The following is a 14,254-nucleotide window of genomic DNA, read 5'->3' as shown; positions in this document are numbered from 1 at the left end:
GGCCCTGGCACCATGTGTGCCAGGGCCCCGAAGGAACTGCTACACCATCTGCCGGCCCTGATACTGCACCGGCCTTCTGTGTCCGCACGAGCTCACGGGGGGTGAGAGCGTGTGCGGGGATCGCGGTTGCTCGACCGGAGACCACCTCACTATCGATGTCCTGCGGTACCCGGGCTCAGCCATTCCACCCGGGCGATCCTGATGGCGCTCGGCTCCTCCGTTCTTTCCCTCTTGACCAACCATTACCAAAGGGGGACTGCGTAATGCTGGCACTGCTCTACTGCGTGTTGCGTCGCGACCTGAGGAAGCGTCACTCTTCGGCAGCCAGCCCCGTCGCCCGTCCTGCATCTGCTCTGGCTTAGAACCCCACTGCCGAACCTCCCGGTGCGCACGCCCGCAGCCGACGCCTTCACCGAGGTACCACTCACACACCTTCACTGCTGCGAACTGCACTTGCCAGTACTGCAAGTGCGGTCCTGCTCACGGCGGCCCCTGATCACTGCGGGCCGCCCGGTCCGGTCGTCAGCCCCGTCGCCGACCTGCGACAACCCTGGCTTCGGAACTCCACCACCGCACCGTCCTGCCAACTGCAACTACCGGTACTACTGCCCGGCAGTTCGTGTCTGCCGGGCCTTGCTGATCTCGACTACGAGAGAAACCATAGCCAGACGATCAACCAATGTCTACTCCAGCCAACATAGATTTTCGCGTCTCCTGCGAGGAACAAGTCGGTCCCGAACAGGGACGATGAAGGACCGTCCGGAAGGGTTGGCGGGCTAGGTCCAGAGCACAAGCACGGCGCTCGCACCGGGCAGTGCGCCGCACAGGCGTGAGGGATCCTGAATGGACACGATGAGCAGCTCCGAGGCCGGAACCTGGCCGAGGTCGTGTCCATCAGCTCCGAAGATCGTTGGAGGAGACGTCGCGCGCAGGATCCGACTTCACCCTTGGGATGCGCACGACCGGAGGGCCCGATCCGCGTCCTGTGGTCCCGGACCCTCACCCACTACCACTGGTGACCCGCCGCTGCCCTCACCCGGGTGGCGTCGCCGGTGCAGCGGCGGCCGTCCACTGGGGGCACTTTGGTGGGGTGGCCGCCCGGAACCGCCCCTCCCCCTCGCGGTCCGGGCCGCCTCACCGTCAGGCCGGCCGGCCGGCGCACTCCCTGTCACCAGCGCGCTGACGGCCCGTGGCGTGCTTGTCGACGGCAGACGTCGTTTCATTTGAGATCGCACACTGGGACCGAACCCGATGTCCGACCGCTGAGGACTCGAGCCCCGCTGCCCGGTCTAAAAGCTGGTCGGCCGTCGCTCGCACGACCAAGTCCAGGACGTCGTCCACCGAGGCCGCCACTCCTCCGGTCGGGTGAAGACACCGGGATCAAAGAACCTCTGCGGGTGCCCGCGCGTAGTGCCAGGCATGAGGCAGATCAATGACGCGCATGTGGCCCTGCCGGGCCTGGCCGTGGTGGAGGTCGCGGCTGCGGACGACGAGACCGCCTTCGCGGTCCAAGACCTGATCGCTGCGCGGTGCGCCGCCGCGGCTGGCGGACCGTACGACCCGGGAGCCTGACGAGCCCGGCGTGCGGCTGCGGTTCTTCCTGGACCTACAGCAGGACATCGACACGTAGGCCCGCGACGAACGCCTCGAGGAACGCCGGGCGCGCGGGCGGTCGGCGCGGTACGCCAGCAGGCTGACCTGCCTTGGTCGGGGTCATGGTCGGGCCTGCGGGTCCCTAGCCGGTGGTGTGGCCGGGGGCGGGGAGTTCAGGCGGGAAGTGCTGTTCCAGGATCTCCGCCCACCGGTGCAGGACGACGAAGCCCGTCGGTTCCGGCCTGCGCCTGGACCAGCTCGGTCAGCGCGTCGATGAACGGCTGAGCAGGCGTGCCCGGCGGCATCGCGGCGGCGGCCTGCTTCAGGCGTTCGCGCGGCCGGGAAGACACCCTTGGCCCACGCGTCCTGTTCCTTGATGTGCCGGGAGCCTGACTCGAAGTTGATCTGCATGATGGTCCAGTGCGGGCAGTCCGGCGTGTGCCACATCTGAATCGGCAGCCCCACGCCGACGCAGGCGTTCTCAGGGCCGGGTCCCGCCTTGCAGTCCGGACACACTTCGCCTTCCGTCTCTGCGAAACCCTTCATCGAGATGCTCCCGTCGCCTGGAGAGCACGAGCCTGCCATGGGCGATCACTGGCTGACCAGGGGTTCGCCGTACGGCGTCCAGCCTGGTGGCCTCGCGGTATTGCTGACCTGCCGTGGTCGGCCTGTGGTCGGGTGTGCCCATCAGGCCGACCGCACCCCGCCCGTAGCGCCCCGGCGATGGACAACAGTTCAGGCAGCACTCCACTGGTGCGCGCGGCCGCCGCGCCACTCGATCCACCGGTCTTCGTCCAGGATGCTGTCGGGATCCTGGATGCCCGCGCCCTCGAGGAACACCACCAGATCGTGATCGCTGTAGGCGGTGCCGAGGATCTCGTACCGGCCCTGGGAGTGCACGGTGACTCTCCGGCCGCCTGTGCGGGACGGCGGGTGTACGACGATCGGCGCGTTGCTCACCCTTCCCAGCGTGCCCCTGACCGGCCTGCCCGGCGAGCCCGCTGCCGGTGGTCAGGGAGTGTCGCCGGAGTAGTAGAAGCGGCAGCTCACGCCAGGGCCCGGGGTGCGCGGTCTTCCGGGGCGCGGGTCGTACAGCGACCGCCCGCCGGGGAACTGTCCGAGCTCGGTGGACAGGGCGGCGCCGTCGTCGACTTCGTCCGGGCGCCAGCCGGTGATGTCCAGCAGCAGTCCGTCCAGCGGCCCGCCGACCAGCGCGGCATACGTCTGGTGCGGCAGCGGGCCGGGGTTGGGGTCGTCGTGATCGTGGCCGTAGACCCGACCGCGCAGCAGTTGCTCATCGCCATTCATCCGACCAGCCTTCCAGCCACCACCGACAACGCGGGCTTGCCCAGGAGCACCGTGGGCTTGCCCGCGCCGCCGGCGGAAGGGCTTGCCCGGGTCTGGTACGGAAGCGGGAGAACCAGCCGCCAGCCTTCTGCGCGGCCTGCTCGGCCTCCTGCTCCTGGCGGAGGCGCTCCTGCTCCTGGCCCTCGCGTTCGTCGGCTTCGGCCTGCTGCTGGGCTGCGACGGCCCGGCTCTGGCAGTCCTCACACAGGTGCGGGTGCGACTCGCGCGACTGACCCCAATCCCGCCGGTCGACCGCCGCCCATCGGTCGTCGCTGAACTTCCGCCCGCAGTCCGCGCACACCGGCCGCCGCGCCTCCCGCGCCGCTGCTTCCCGCTCTGTACGCCGCCGTTGCTCTTCCCTGGCGGCTTGGCGGCGGCGGGCGAGGGCTGCGTCCCCGGCGGGGGTTGCCGATCGCGTCCAGCAGCGGCTCACGGTGGTCCCGGCCGAAGCGCCAGAACGCGGGCCCGGCCGGACCGTGCTCGCGCAGCAGCCTGCTCAGCCACTCCTGGAAGAGAGGAGTCTGGGCCTGGGACGCTTCGATGGACACCTCAGCGTTCAGTGACGCCGAGGCGATGCCGAGGCGCGCCTCTGTGTAGAGGACGAAGTTCAGGTGGCCCTTCGTCGGATCGGTGAGGTTCAGGTTGACTGGTTCGAAGGTCAACGTGACGCTCCAATGTGGGCGGTGCCTGGTGAGCGGCTGATCAGGAGGCGCGGTGTTCGGGGCGCAGGGTGAGGCCGCGGTGCAGGAACTGGTCGGTGTCGTCCGGCCCGAGCCCGAGAGCGCGGGAGACGGCGGCGCCTTCGTCGTCGTGCACGAAGGCAAGCAGGATCTTGTGGCTGGCAGGGTCGGCCATGGTCCGGCGGGCAGCTCCGACGGTGTGGGTGACGCAGCCGGTGGTGCCGTCTTCCACGATCTCCCGCCGCGTGGTGTCGTCCCAGACGTTGAGCTGGAGGCGGGCGCCTTCGGTGGAGCAGTCCTCCTTGGAGTCCGCACCGAGCACGCACCGCCCAAGCATCGCGGCGTGGGCGTGGCGCTGGAGGTAGTCGGACTTCTCCAGGAGGCGGTCGACTTCCTTCTCCAGGTTCTCGCGTGCCTTCTCGGGGCTGACGAGCGAGGTCTTCGGGTTGTAGGGCTGTACCCGGATCTTCAGCGACGACAGGCTGCGGGCGAGGTCGTCGGCGACGCTGAGCAGGCCCACGAGGTTGACGTCGCCGCGCTGCCGGGGCGGCGGCAGTTCGTCGGGGTAGCTGTCGAGCGGTTCCAGGGGTTCGTGCAGGTCGGTCAACGTGGTTCCTCCCACTCGGATGCCAACGCTTCCCGATTCTCGATCCGCACCGAGGTCGAAACGGGGCGAAGACGGAGACCGGCCACGTGCTGGCCGGTTGACATCCCCTCAGTGGTCTCGGCCTACTCCTCTGCCCTGGTCCGGGCGGGTTGTGTGGTGCTGCTGGTCTGCGGGACCGGTCGCGTCTGTGGCCTCCTGCTCGGGCTGTGGCCGGTCGGTGATGGCGCGGCGGCGGGCATCAGCCTCGCGCTTGTAGGCGACGAACCGGGCAAGGCTCTCCGGCGTACGCATCCATGTCGCGGGGTCGGTCGTGCGGCCCTCCAACTGCTCCGGCACCGCAACCTGCTGGTGGGCGTGGACGGCGGCGGCCCGCTGTGCCGGGGTGGGGGCTGCGTCTCGGTCGGGGTGGTAGACGGCGTGCATCCCGGTCGCCGCGGGGGCTTCGTCCTGGGCGGCGGGTGCAGTGCCGGCGGCGCGGATCGCGTTCTGCAAGGCGATCCCACGGCCCTTTCCCGGACTAGCAACTGCATGGCGGTGGACGCATGCGGACAGGGTTAGGCCCAGCGTGGAAACTGCTGTCGGAGGTTCCTGCCGGAGGAAGGATGAGCATGGGGGCAGACGAGTGGTCAGCTCTTGCTGGGGTGTCGTCAACGGTGCTGGCACTGGCAGCGGTGGTTGTCGCTCTGCTTGCGTTCCGGTCCGAACACCAACGGGCGCGCTTCGAAGGTGCCCGAGCCTTGCATCATGACCTGACCACGGGAGAAGTCGCTGCGGCCCGCAAGATCGTCGGAAGCCTCCACTACGGCGACTTCGGCTCTACGTCCAGCCCTGCTGACTGGAGCCAGGCTTTGACCTCCTACTTCACCTTGCTCTGGTGCTTTGAGCGGATTGAAGCAGGTCGCACTGCCTTAGCCCGGAATGTTGTCCGCGGTCAGCGGAGGGACGAGGCGGTCGACTACCTCGATGCCCTCGTTGCCTGGCATGTAGCCGAATACGCCTGTGGCTTCGCCACCGCACGAGGCAAGCTTGCAGAAGCATCTGCCGAGGAGGTCTCCGACAGCGACTCGGCCTCTGGTTTCGGCAGACTGCTACTCGCCTTGCAGGAACGTGGGTTGGTCGATCGCGCCTATCGGGCAGGGACATGTCCGGGGGCCGGGTGTCCCTGCGCGTGTCACCACCAGCCGCTGTCCTAGAAGCGCATGTCCCTTGTTCAGGATGGCGTGTCCTTCGGTGGTCCGGTCAGCATCTCTCTGCCAGCTTCCCGTGCACGTCTCCGCGCCTGTCGGTCACGGCCGCTGGCCCGGTCCAGGACCGGGTCCGTGCTCGGGGCCGGACTGCTGGTGCTGCTGGCTGCCCGGGTCAGTGACCGAGGCGTTCTGTTCTCGGCCGGCGATGGCGCGGCGGCGTACGGCGGCTTCCCGGGTGAAGGCGGCGAGCCGGTTGAGAGGTTCCGGTGTGCGCATCCACGTCGCGGGGTCCGTGGTCCGGCCCTCGATCGGCTCCGCGTCATCGTCGAACAGCGCCCGCCGCATGCCGGTCACCGACGGACGCACCGGCACCGCAGCCCACGTCACCTTCCAGCCCGCCGGCACGTCGTGGAGCGCCAGCCGCACGGCGGCGGTCTTGCCCCGGCCCGGGTCGCCGAAGACGCACGCCGCGCCCTGCACCGCCATCGCCTGCCCGACCGCCTGCCCACCGCCCGCACCGCCGGCGTCCGCACCAGGCACGCTCCCGCCGGCAAACCCACCAGCCACCGCGCCGCCCTCCCCCGACGGCACCACCCCGGCCACCGGCACACGGTGAGACTGCCGCGGCGCAACCGTCGTCGACGCCGTGCCGCTCTGCCCCAGCCCGGCCAGGGCAAGGTCCGCCAGCGCCCGCCGCGCGTGCCGCTCTCCTTGCGCCTGCCGCACCACGGCACGCTCCGGCAGAGCCCTGCCGGCCTCCAGGTCCCGGCGCACCGCCCGGTACAACGACGGCGGACGGGTGCGACGTGTGTTCAGTGCTCGCCCGGAACCGGAAATCGGCCCGGCGGGAGGGGGACCTGTCGAAGGTGTCCGACCTGAACGTGGCGATGCGGTCGCACCAGGCGGCCAACCGATGACGGCGGCGACGGCCGACGAAGTGTCTCTGTCGGCCGAGTGCACGTTGGGCCGGTGGCCGGGCTATACGGACGTGCACGCGGAATGCCGCCAGACGAAGGACGTGCCGCTGCCCCACGCGAACGGCATCCTGCTGGCACGCCGTTGCGGCTGCACATGTCACCGGCGGGGCGGTGCCTCGTGACCGCGGCGCTGCACTTCGGCCGTCACTGTGATGAGGTGGTCGAGAGCCCGGACGACGAGGTGTACTCGGCCACGAACCCGGGAACAGCGGGCCGGGGAGGGGACATCTGGGCTCAGCCGCGACCACGCCGGCCTCGTCGGGCCGGATCCGGTGGCGCCGGCGGTGCTCCGGTCACCCCGGGCCTGGACCGCTCATCATGGGCAAAGAGGCATGCTCCTCCTGATGGCACCAGCCCGGGCCGGACAGAGTGTCAGCGGCCTGACTGAGTGATCCCCTCAGCGACCTGCCCGACCACGTCGACGACCCCGTGACCGAAGGCCGTCGGGGCGACCAGCACCCCGAACACCAGCACGATGAGCACCGTCAACTGCTCATCGGACCGCTTCCGCGCCTCCGTACGGCGCCGGAGCCGCACGACGATGACGACCGCCAGGAGCACCGCCACATTGATCGTCAGCACCACAAGCCCCCTCCAGTGAACGCACCTCCCACAGATGTAGCGAGCACAGACGGCCGGGGACGCGGCGGATGCTGGTAGATGGCAACAAAGCACGTACAGATCGGCCAGATTCGCAGGCTTGCCGGCACCGGCTCCGAGTGCCTGCGCAAACGTGCCGCAGGAAGGGAAAGCACCCCCTCTCCGGCCACAATCCCACTCCCCCGAGATGACGAAACAGCCATCGGACCGCTGCGAGGTCGGCAGATCCCAGGCGCTACTGGCAACCATGGAACGTGCGCGCCTGCTGCGCCCGTGCTTTCCCACGATCTCGTCAGGCGCGCTCGGGTCGGCCGGGCGCGCCTGTGTCCTGGGAGAGCGGTGAGGGCCTGCGGGGTGTAGAGAGCGCGGGCAGGAGTTCCCACAGGGGCCGGGATCCGGCGGCCCAGGAGCCGAGCAGGTGGCGGTCGACGAGGTGCAGTCGCTGCTGGCGGGCGAAGATGCGGCCGGGCTGGGTGATCCTGCCGTTGGTCACCATCACCACGACATCCCCCTTGTGGACCGGACGGCCCGTTCCGTTGAGAACCTGCAGTTCCGGGGTGCCCACCGCGGCACCGCGTTCACCGTGCCGGCGGTGCTTGCACTGGATCACCCAGCGGCGTCCCAGCGGATCGGTCGCCTTCACGTCCGCTCCCAGATCGCCCTGCCCTCCGACCTGGACGGCATCGGTGCAGCCGTCCCGGTGCATCAGGTCGCGCACCGCGTACTCGAACTGCTGGTGGGAGAGCCCATCCAGCTGGGCCAGTCCGTAGCGCAGAGCGCGTGAGCGGGCCTGCTCCCACTGCATGCGCTGCGCCCGCTGCTGCCACCATCCGAAGCCGCCCAGGGCGGCGAGGACGGCCGCGATGAGCAGGAACCACCAGTGTGCGAGCAGCCAGTTGACCACCATGACGACGAGAGCGGCCGCTGCGACGGCGGCCACGACCGGCGCGGTGACGGATGTGTCGTGTCGGCTGCGCCGGCGGCTGAGGCGCCGGCCGGTGGTCCGACGCCTGACGGGCGGACGCCGGGTCATCGCCCGCCTCCCAGGGCCGCGAGGTCGATCGGGTACGACACGCTGGGTGCGGGCGCCGCCTTGCGCGGTGCGGGGGTGTCGAACCTGATCGGATACGACACCGTCGGGCGTGGGACGGCTACCCGCGGGGCGTTGTGGGGGACGTCGTCGAAGCGGATCGGGTAGGTCACCGACGGCGTGGGCGACACACCGCCGGTTCCGTCCGAGGCCGAGGTGTGGCCGAAGCCGAGTACAGCCAGGCCGAAGACTGCGAAGAAGGTCATCTCCCGGCGGGCGCCGGGCGCCCAGCGGGAGTGTCCGCGTACCGGCGTTCCGTCGGAGCGCATGTACGGACGGACGAAAGGCATGGGTCCCCCAGGTGATCGTGGCTCGGCTGCGTCACGGTCATGCTGGCGGGAGGCACTGACAGTGGATCACCTGATGAGGTACAACTACCGTGTTTTGAGGGCTAGTTCAGGACATGAGGCATTCGCTCATGTGTTCTTCGCCGTGTTCTTCCCGGGGCAGGAGAAGCATTGCGGTACCAGCCGGGGAGCGGCTGCGGTCTGCCTCGGAAGGCTGATTCACCTGCGGCGCAGGCATGCAAGATGCGACCGGGGCTCTGCCGTGGCGGTGCGGGTCATCAGGCCGGAGGCCCCCGCGGATCCAGCCGTTTCCGGGAGTTGCCGCCACTGGGCGACAGATGGGGAGTGAGGGGCTGTTGTGGGGTGCTCGGGGCAAGGAGCGGTCAGGGCCGAGCAGGACGTCATGCCCGAGCAATGCTCAAGACCTGTGGATCGGCCTCGGGTTGCACGCGAAGGGCGAACCTTCCCGAGTGATCGATTGATGGTCATCGAGTAGGCGGCCGGGGCTGCGAACACCGGTCGGGAAGGCACGCCCGTGTTCAGCGTAGTCAACGCCGACGGCATCACCACCAACAACGGCTCCGCACTCATCGACGAGATCGTCCGGGAGGGTGCGAGACGGATGCTGGCCGCCGCACTGGAGGCGGAAGTCGACTCCTATATAGCTCAGTTGGCCGACCAGCGAGACGGGAGCGGGCGCCGCCTGGCGGTCCGCAACGGCTACCACCGGCCCCGCTCGGTGACCACCGCGTCCGGGACGGTCGAGGTCAAGGCTCCCGCGCGTCAATGACAAGCGCATCGACGAGGCGACGGGCGAGCGCAAGCGGTTTTCCTCGGCGATCCTGCCGCCCTGGTGCCGCAAGTCCCCGAAGATCAGCGAGGTGCTGCCGCTGCTCTAACTCCACGGCCTGTCGTCCGGTGACTTCGTGCCCGCGCTCAAGCAGTTCCTCGGCTTCTGGAACGCGATGAACGAGGTCTTTCCCGAGACCCGCCACCAAAGGTGTTGGGTTCACAAGACGGCCAACTGCCTCGATAGCCTCCCGAAGTCCGCCCAGCCCGCGGCGAAGAAGGCCATCCAGGGCATCTACAACGCCGAGGACAAGGAGCACGCGGCCGCCGCGGTCAAGGCGTTCGCCAGGCAGTACGGCGCGAAGTTCCCCAGGGCCGTCAAGAAGATCGTCGATGACGAGGACGAACTGCTGGCCTTTATGACTTCCCCGCCGAGCACTGGATCCACCTACGGACCACCAACCCGATCGAGTCGACCTTCGCGACCGTCCGTCTGCGGACCAAGGTCACCAAGGGCGCCGGCTCCCGGGCCGCCGCCCTGGTCCGAGCCGGAGCCCGCTTCGAACGCGGCCGGCTCATCGAACGCCCTGGGCGCATCACAGCCGCATGACCGGGCAAGCCGCCTATGCTGCGGGAATGATCAAGCCGATTGAACTCGTCATCTTCGACTGTGACGGTGTGCTCGTCGACAGTGAACGCATCGCCGTGCGCATCCAGATCGCGTTGGGAGCAGAGCTCGGCTGGCCGCTGACTCAGGCGGACGTCATAGACCGATTCATCGGGCGCTCACGGGAATCCATCTGCGAACAGATCGCCCAGCGGCTGGGGGAGGAGATCGCCGCCTTCTGGTGGAAGCAGCTGATTCAGCGCCACCGGGAGGCGGTGGACGCAGGGCTTGAGGCCGTGGACGGGCTGCCCGAGGCACTGGCCGAGATCACCCTGCCGGTCTGCGTCGCCTCCAGCGGCTCCCACGAGAAGATGCGCCACACTCTCGGCGTCACCGGACTCTACGACCGGTTCACGGGCCACATTTTCAGCTCTACCGAGGTCTCCCGGGGTAAGCCGGCCCCCGACCTCTTCCTGCATGCGGCACGGCAGATGGGCATCGATCCTGCGGCCTGCGCCGTGGTCGAGGACAGCTACCCTGGCGTCCAGGCCGCCCGCGCCGCCGGGATGCACGCCTTCGGTTACGCGGGCGGGCTCACCCCGGCCGAACGACTCGAAGGCCCCGGCACCATCGTCTTCCACGACATGCGCAAACTCCCCAACCTCATCAACGAGCAGTAGACCCGCCGTCCCTGCCCCTTGTAGCCGAGCATCCACAGGAATTGACAATTTCTCGTCATGCCCGGCGAACTCGGCCAAAGGGCTACGCCCGATGTCCCCGATCATGACCGAGCGCCCGGCATCCACGCGATCTGCTCAGAAATCCAGGTCGAGGTAGTCGATGTCGTTGATGGCCACGTCCGAGATTTCCGTGGCGCGGCTTCCGCCGTCCTGGAAGTAGATGTCCTTGAATCCTTCGGCGATGATCTGGCGCAGCTCCTGGTCGCCTGCGCCGGCGTCGCGGGCGTCGAAGAGGCGCTGTGCGTATGCGGCGGGGAGGTGGACGGTGAGGCGGCGGAAGCGGCCGTCGTCGGTCGTGCCGACGGGTGCGGTGTAGCCGAAGCGGGCTCGCGTCTCCACAGTGATGCCGCCTGCGGAGGCGGCCTGCTTGCGTCGGCGTTTGCGGACCCGCGGCTGCCAGCGGGATCGCACCGCGGCGTCGATCTTCGCGGTGATGTCCTTGGGCGGGTGCTTCCTGGCTCCGCGCCGGTAGCGGTTCACCGAGTCGGCGGTGACGCCCAGTTCCGCTGCCACGGCCTTCGCGGTTCCCAGCTGTTTGAGCAGGTAGTTGATGCGGGCCGGGAGGGTCTTGGGAGGCTCGCGGGTGAACGCTTCCCGGTCGGCGCGTTCGATCGCCTCGTCGATCTCTCCCACGTCTCTACTCTCCGTCGTCCAGGACGGCGTCGCCGCCCTTGATGTGGCGGGCGGGGTTGAGGCGCTGTTCCATCAGGTCGACCGCCCAGGCCAGGTCCTGGACGCCTTCGAGTTTGGCCAGGCCGGGGGTGGGGCCGAGGCGGAAGCCGCCGGGCTGGGGCTTGCCGGAGGCGCTGTAAGGCAGGAAGTCCAGCGGGCTGCGGCCGGGTGAAGGGTAGACGACGCAGTCGGACAGCACGGCCAGCGGGTACAGGCCCGTCATCTTGACCATGTTGTTCAGCTTGCGGTGCATGTTCACCCGCGCCTTGGAAATGACCGCGGCACGGATGTCGGGGCGCCAGGTCGGGCGCTCCAGTGCCGGCCATCGTTCGCCCTGCCGGTAGTGGCGGCCCTGCGGGCGCTCACGGAGTTTGCCGACGCCACCCTTGACAGTGGCCTTGATCGCGGCGAGGACCGCGGCCAGGGCCGGGTCGGCGTCCTTGTGCCGCTCCATCGCCGCGAGGAACTCCTGGTCCGTCAGATCCTTGGTGACGCCGAGGTCGGCCAGGGTGTCAACGTATGCGGTCTTGAGCCGGTCATGCCACGGGTCCAGGTACGCGCCCGTCTCGCGGCGCAGGTAGGCCTCGATCGGCTGGACGTTGTGGCCGAGTTCCTGGGCGTAGGCGACGGTGTGCGTCTGGTACCAGGCCGGGCCCTCGGGGCGGATCCCGGACGGGGTGAACGGCGAGGGCAGGCGCGGGTCCATCTCGATGCGGCTGAGGTCGACCAGCCAGGAGCCGGGGATCTTCGGGTTGAACGCCGGACCGTGGAAGTGGTCCGGGGCGGACAGGCCCACGGTGAGCCGGGCCGCGGCTGCGAGGAACGCGGTGTTCAGATCCAGGCCCACCACCCACGGCAGGGACGCTTCCTCCCCCGTGAGCAGATCCACGTCACGGACCCACTGGTACGCCTCCTCGTCCAGGAAGCCGCCCGTCCAGCCGGAGTTCACGACCACGGGATGCTCGGCAGTGGCCTCCGGCGGCGCCGGATCCATCGGCTCGGTGCCCAGCGAACCCGGGTTGTAGCCGGACACCCAGTGCCCTGCCTGGTCCTGGACGGCTCGGGTGGGCGGGCGCAGCGCGGTCATCAGCTCCAGCCCGGAGACGGCCGTGCTGCCGCGCGGTGTGATGACCCGCATCGCGTAGATGCCCAGGACGCGGGCGATGTCGGCCGGCTCCATCTGTGCAACGCCCGGCCAGGAACGCTCATCGAGGGCGTCCCACGACAGGACGGCGAGCTGTACGCACTGGCGCTGGCCCGACTGCGCGGGCCGGTAGATGCGCGCCCACGGGCCGAACCCGCGCTGGGTGAGCTTCCACTTCGCCTTTTCGACCTGCTTGACCACAGGATGGTCGGCGGGCAGGCGCAGCGAGCGGCGTTGCTCATGGCCCTCCAGGCGCTCGGGCAGGCCGAGTTTCACCGCGGCTGCCGCGGTGAGCACGACCAGTGGGTCGGCGTCCTTGCCGTTGCGGTGCAGTTTCGCCGCACCGAGTCCGGACTCGGTGAGGGTCCACTCCACCAGTTCCGGGATCGTGGTGGCCGGGCAGTCCTGCACGATGCCGTCGATGCCGTACGCGGAGCCGTCGCCGTCGAGGACTGTGAGCGGGCCGTGCGGGAAGCGCGGGTCGGTGTCCAGGGGCGGGGCGGCCCTCTTCTTCACCGGACGGTACGACGACGCGGTAGGCCGGGTAGCGGGGCTCTTCGGATCCGGTGCGCTCTGGTCTGCGGGCGTTTGGGTTGCGGGCGTCGTCGGTGGCCCGGGCACGGCAGGTGGGCCGGAGAAGGGCTCCGGGGCCGGGGACGGTGTGGGGGCTGAAGGCGCTCCCGGCGGTGTCGATGCCGGGGATCGGGGTGCCGGTTGCCGGGCAACGTCGCCGCCGCCAGGGGGTGTTGCGGGGGCAGGGTAGCGGTGGGCGAGGCCCTCGAGGAGACGGCGGTAGGCCTCCAGGCGCTCGCCCCTGGGTTCGGCGCGGCCGGCTTCCCAGGCGGTGATGCTCGGTACCCGTACACCTAGTGCCTGGGCAACAGCAGCCGGGGTAAGGCCGGCCGCCTCCCGCAGCCGGACCCGCTCGGCCGGGACGGGCAGCACGGTGCCGTCATCGACAGCGGCAAGGAGCGAGTCGATCGCGGTGAACAACTGCGGAGGCTGGTTCGTCATCTGCGGCTCTTCCTCGCTCACCGGACGCCCTGGCGGATCTCTTCGAGCCGTGTCATCAGCCGCTGATAGCGCTGCGAGGCGGCCTGGGAGGAGTTCAGGCCCTGATGGGCGGCGATCTGCCGCCAGTCCATGCCCCGGCGCCTCGCCTCGATGACCACCTGAGTCTCCAGCCGGTCCAATTGCTCGCGCATGTCCTCGAACAGGCCCAGAGCAGCGCCCACGTCGTCCGGGCCCACGCCCGGCTCCCGCCCGTGATCGTTCTGCTCGCCGGCGGCCGCCAGCAACCGCCCCACGAGCAATGCATCCTGCTCGACACGACGCGCAGCCGTCGTGTCCTGCCTGTCCCCGGAAGCGGGGGCCAGCGCAGACAGCCGGTCACGGGCCTGCTGACGGGAATCACGTGGCATACCGTCACCGTATCGCACAGAGGCAATGAAACAACGATTTGTTGTTTGCTTGAAGCTTTTGCCGCTCTAACACGAGGCCAGGCCTGGCTTTGTTCACGAGAATGGACAGCAGATGCCGGCAACTCCGGGAGGCGCGAGCGTCTGCCGCTGTTCGATTGCCAGACGACTAGAAGAGGTCCGCCGACGGGTCCTGTGTGAGGCTCTCGATGATCGTGTGCATCCATGGGCTGCGCACGGCCGGCAGCCGGACCAGGGTGTGTTGGAACGTGTTCCGGTCGGCCCGGAACAGGTGGTTGGGGCGCGGCGGGAGAGGGTCGTCGCGGAGGACGTCTTGAGGTGTGCCGCCCGACGCGGGAACCGGCAAGTACGGCTGGGGAGAGACCAACCAGAGCCACACCCCCAGCGGCAGGGGTATCGAGTATGCCGATGCAGCCGGGCCGTCGGGGGTCCAGTTCCGGCCTGTCTGGGGATGGACCGGTACGAGGACGATGTCGACGCCCGCGTCGGGAGCGG

Annotated in this window: 15 protein-coding genes and 2 pseudogenes; 4 read left to right on the top strand and 13 right to left on the bottom strand. The window is 69.3% G+C overall.

Annotated elements, in window-relative coordinates; translation table 11 throughout:
- The first annotated feature begins 1,419 nt into the window (after positions 1 to 1,419).
- Both ACFWBT_RS35675 and ACFWBT_RS35670 read left to right on the top strand, forming a co-directional pair.
- A complete protein-coding gene (locus tag ACFWBT_RS35675) occupies positions 1,420 to 1,572 on the top strand; it encodes a DUF6207 family protein (RefSeq protein WP_385707104.1) in 153 nt (50 codons plus the stop codon).
- Entirely contained in the window at positions 1,523 to 1,630 is a 108-nt protein-coding gene (locus ACFWBT_RS35670; protein ID WP_385707105.1) for a DUF6207 family protein, read from the top strand. The genes ACFWBT_RS35675 and ACFWBT_RS35670 overlap by 50 nt, the downstream gene beginning before the upstream one ends.
- 698 nt (positions 1,631 to 2,328) lie before the next feature.
- Here the strand turns inward: ACFWBT_RS35670 and ACFWBT_RS35665 are convergent.
- The 9 genes from ACFWBT_RS35665 to ACFWBT_RS35625 all read right to left on the bottom strand — a co-directional run bounded on the left by ACFWBT_RS35665 (position 2,329) and on the right by ACFWBT_RS35625 (position 8,371).
- Positions 2,329 to 2,553, bottom strand: coding sequence for a hypothetical protein (locus ACFWBT_RS35665; protein ID WP_385707103.1), 225 nt, complete (start codon positions 2,551 to 2,553; stop codon positions 2,329 to 2,331).
- Between the two features lie 51 nt (positions 2,554 to 2,604).
- Positions 2,605 to 2,901: a hypothetical protein gene (locus ACFWBT_RS35660; protein ID WP_385707102.1), complete on the bottom strand. Its 297-nt coding sequence runs from the start codon at positions 2,899 to 2,901 to the stop codon at positions 2,605 to 2,607.
- Between the two features lie 239 nt (positions 2,902 to 3,140).
- Complete coding sequence (locus ACFWBT_RS35655) at positions 3,141 to 3,602, bottom strand: hypothetical protein (RefSeq protein ID WP_385707101.1); 462 nt, start codon at positions 3,600 to 3,602, stop codon at positions 3,141 to 3,143.
- 40 nt (positions 3,603 to 3,642) lie between these two features.
- A complete protein-coding gene (locus tag ACFWBT_RS35650; RefSeq protein ID WP_385707100.1) occupies positions 3,643 to 4,227 on the bottom strand; it encodes a hypothetical protein in 585 nt (194 codons plus the stop codon).
- Between the two features lie 108 nt (positions 4,228 to 4,335).
- Positions 4,336 to 4,719, bottom strand: coding sequence for a hypothetical protein (locus tag ACFWBT_RS35645; RefSeq protein ID WP_385707099.1), 384 nt, complete (start codon positions 4,717 to 4,719; stop codon positions 4,336 to 4,338).
- Positions 4,720 to 5,513: 794 nt separating this feature from the next.
- Complete coding sequence (locus ACFWBT_RS35640) at positions 5,514 to 6,143, bottom strand: hypothetical protein (protein WP_385707098.1); 630 nt, start codon at positions 6,141 to 6,143, stop codon at positions 5,514 to 5,516.
- A gap of 620 nt (positions 6,144 to 6,763) precedes the next feature.
- Positions 6,764 to 6,976, bottom strand: a complete 213-nt coding sequence (locus ACFWBT_RS35635) for a hypothetical protein (protein WP_351130517.1) — start codon at positions 6,974 to 6,976, stop codon at positions 6,764 to 6,766.
- A gap of 307 nt (positions 6,977 to 7,283) precedes the next feature.
- Positions 7,284 to 8,024 carry a restriction endonuclease gene (locus ACFWBT_RS35630; protein ID WP_385707097.1) on the bottom strand — a complete coding sequence of 247 codons (741 nt, stop codon included), beginning with the start codon at positions 8,022 to 8,024 and terminating at the stop codon, positions 7,284 to 7,286.
- Positions 8,021 to 8,371, bottom strand: a complete 351-nt coding sequence (locus tag ACFWBT_RS35625) for a hypothetical protein (protein WP_385707096.1) — start codon at positions 8,369 to 8,371, stop codon at positions 8,021 to 8,023. The genes ACFWBT_RS35630 and ACFWBT_RS35625 overlap by 4 nt, the downstream gene beginning before the upstream one ends.
- Before the next feature lie 532 nt (positions 8,372 to 8,903).
- On the opposite strand from ACFWBT_RS35625, the pseudogene ACFWBT_RS35620 reads away from it, so the two are divergent.
- Both ACFWBT_RS35620 and ACFWBT_RS35615 read left to right on the top strand, forming a co-directional pair.
- Positions 8,904 to 9,767 (top strand): annotated as a pseudogene (locus ACFWBT_RS35620) (transposase).
- 26 nt (positions 9,768 to 9,793) lie between these two features.
- On the top strand, positions 9,794 to 10,444 hold the full coding sequence (locus tag ACFWBT_RS35615) for an HAD family hydrolase (RefSeq protein WP_362406998.1): 651 nt from the start codon (positions 9,794 to 9,796) through the stop codon (positions 10,442 to 10,444).
- Between the two features lie 135 nt (positions 10,445 to 10,579).
- On the opposite strand, the gene tpg is transcribed toward ACFWBT_RS35615, so the two are convergent.
- The 4 genes and pseudogenes from tpg to ACFWBT_RS35595 all read right to left on the bottom strand — a co-directional run.
- A complete protein-coding gene (gene tpg, locus ACFWBT_RS35610; protein WP_385707095.1) occupies positions 10,580 to 11,137 on the bottom strand; it encodes a telomere-protecting terminal protein Tpg in 558 nt (185 codons plus the stop codon).
- 4 nt (positions 11,138 to 11,141) lie between these two features.
- Entirely contained in the window at positions 11,142 to 13,334 is a 2,193-nt protein-coding gene (gene tap / locus ACFWBT_RS35605) for a telomere-associated protein Tap (protein WP_385707094.1), read from the bottom strand.
- 17 nt (positions 13,335 to 13,351) lie between these two features.
- Positions 13,352 to 13,741 (bottom strand): hypothetical protein, encoded by a 390-nt coding sequence (locus ACFWBT_RS35600; protein ID WP_385707093.1) that lies wholly within the window; start codon positions 13,739 to 13,741, stop codon positions 13,352 to 13,354.
- A gap of 166 nt (positions 13,742 to 13,907) precedes the next feature.
- Positions 13,908 to 14,254 (bottom strand): annotated as a pseudogene (locus ACFWBT_RS35595) (hypothetical protein); the annotation flags it as partial.

This window comes from Streptomyces sp. NPDC060027 (genome assembly GCF_042737005.1).
Classification (GTDB): domain Bacteria; phylum Actinomycetota; class Actinomycetes; order Streptomycetales; family Streptomycetaceae; genus Streptomyces.
The sequence above is the reverse complement of the archived record's forward strand: the minus strand, read 5'-3'. Positions and strand labels throughout refer to the sequence as shown.

What these genes read in the sequence shown, in the direction of transcription:
- ACFWBT_RS35615 (WP_362406998.1), top strand. Translation starts at nt 9,794, where the DNA reads ATGATCAAGCCGATTGAACTCGTCATCTTCGACTGTGACGGTGTGCTC.
- ACFWBT_RS35600 (WP_385707093.1), bottom strand. Translation starts at nt 13,741, where the DNA reads ATGCCACGTGATTCCCGTCAGCAGGCCCGTGACCGGCTGTCTGCGCTG.
- ACFWBT_RS35660 (WP_385707102.1), bottom strand. Translation starts at nt 2,901, where the DNA reads ATGAATGGCGATGAGCAACTGCTGCGCGGTCGGGTCTACGGCCACGAT.
- tap (WP_385707094.1), bottom strand. Translation starts at nt 13,334, where the DNA reads ATGACGAACCAGCCTCCGCAGTTGTTCACCGCGATCGACTCGCTCCTT.
- ACFWBT_RS35675 (WP_385707104.1), top strand. Translation starts at nt 1,420, where the DNA reads ATGAGGCAGATCAATGACGCGCATGTGGCCCTGCCGGGCCTGGCCGTG.
- ACFWBT_RS35630 (WP_385707097.1), bottom strand. Translation starts at nt 8,024, where the DNA reads ATGACCCGGCGTCCGCCCGTCAGGCGTCGGACCACCGGCCGGCGCCTC.
- ACFWBT_RS35625 (WP_385707096.1), bottom strand. Translation starts at nt 8,371, where the DNA reads ATGCCTTTCGTCCGTCCGTACATGCGCTCCGACGGAACGCCGGTACGC.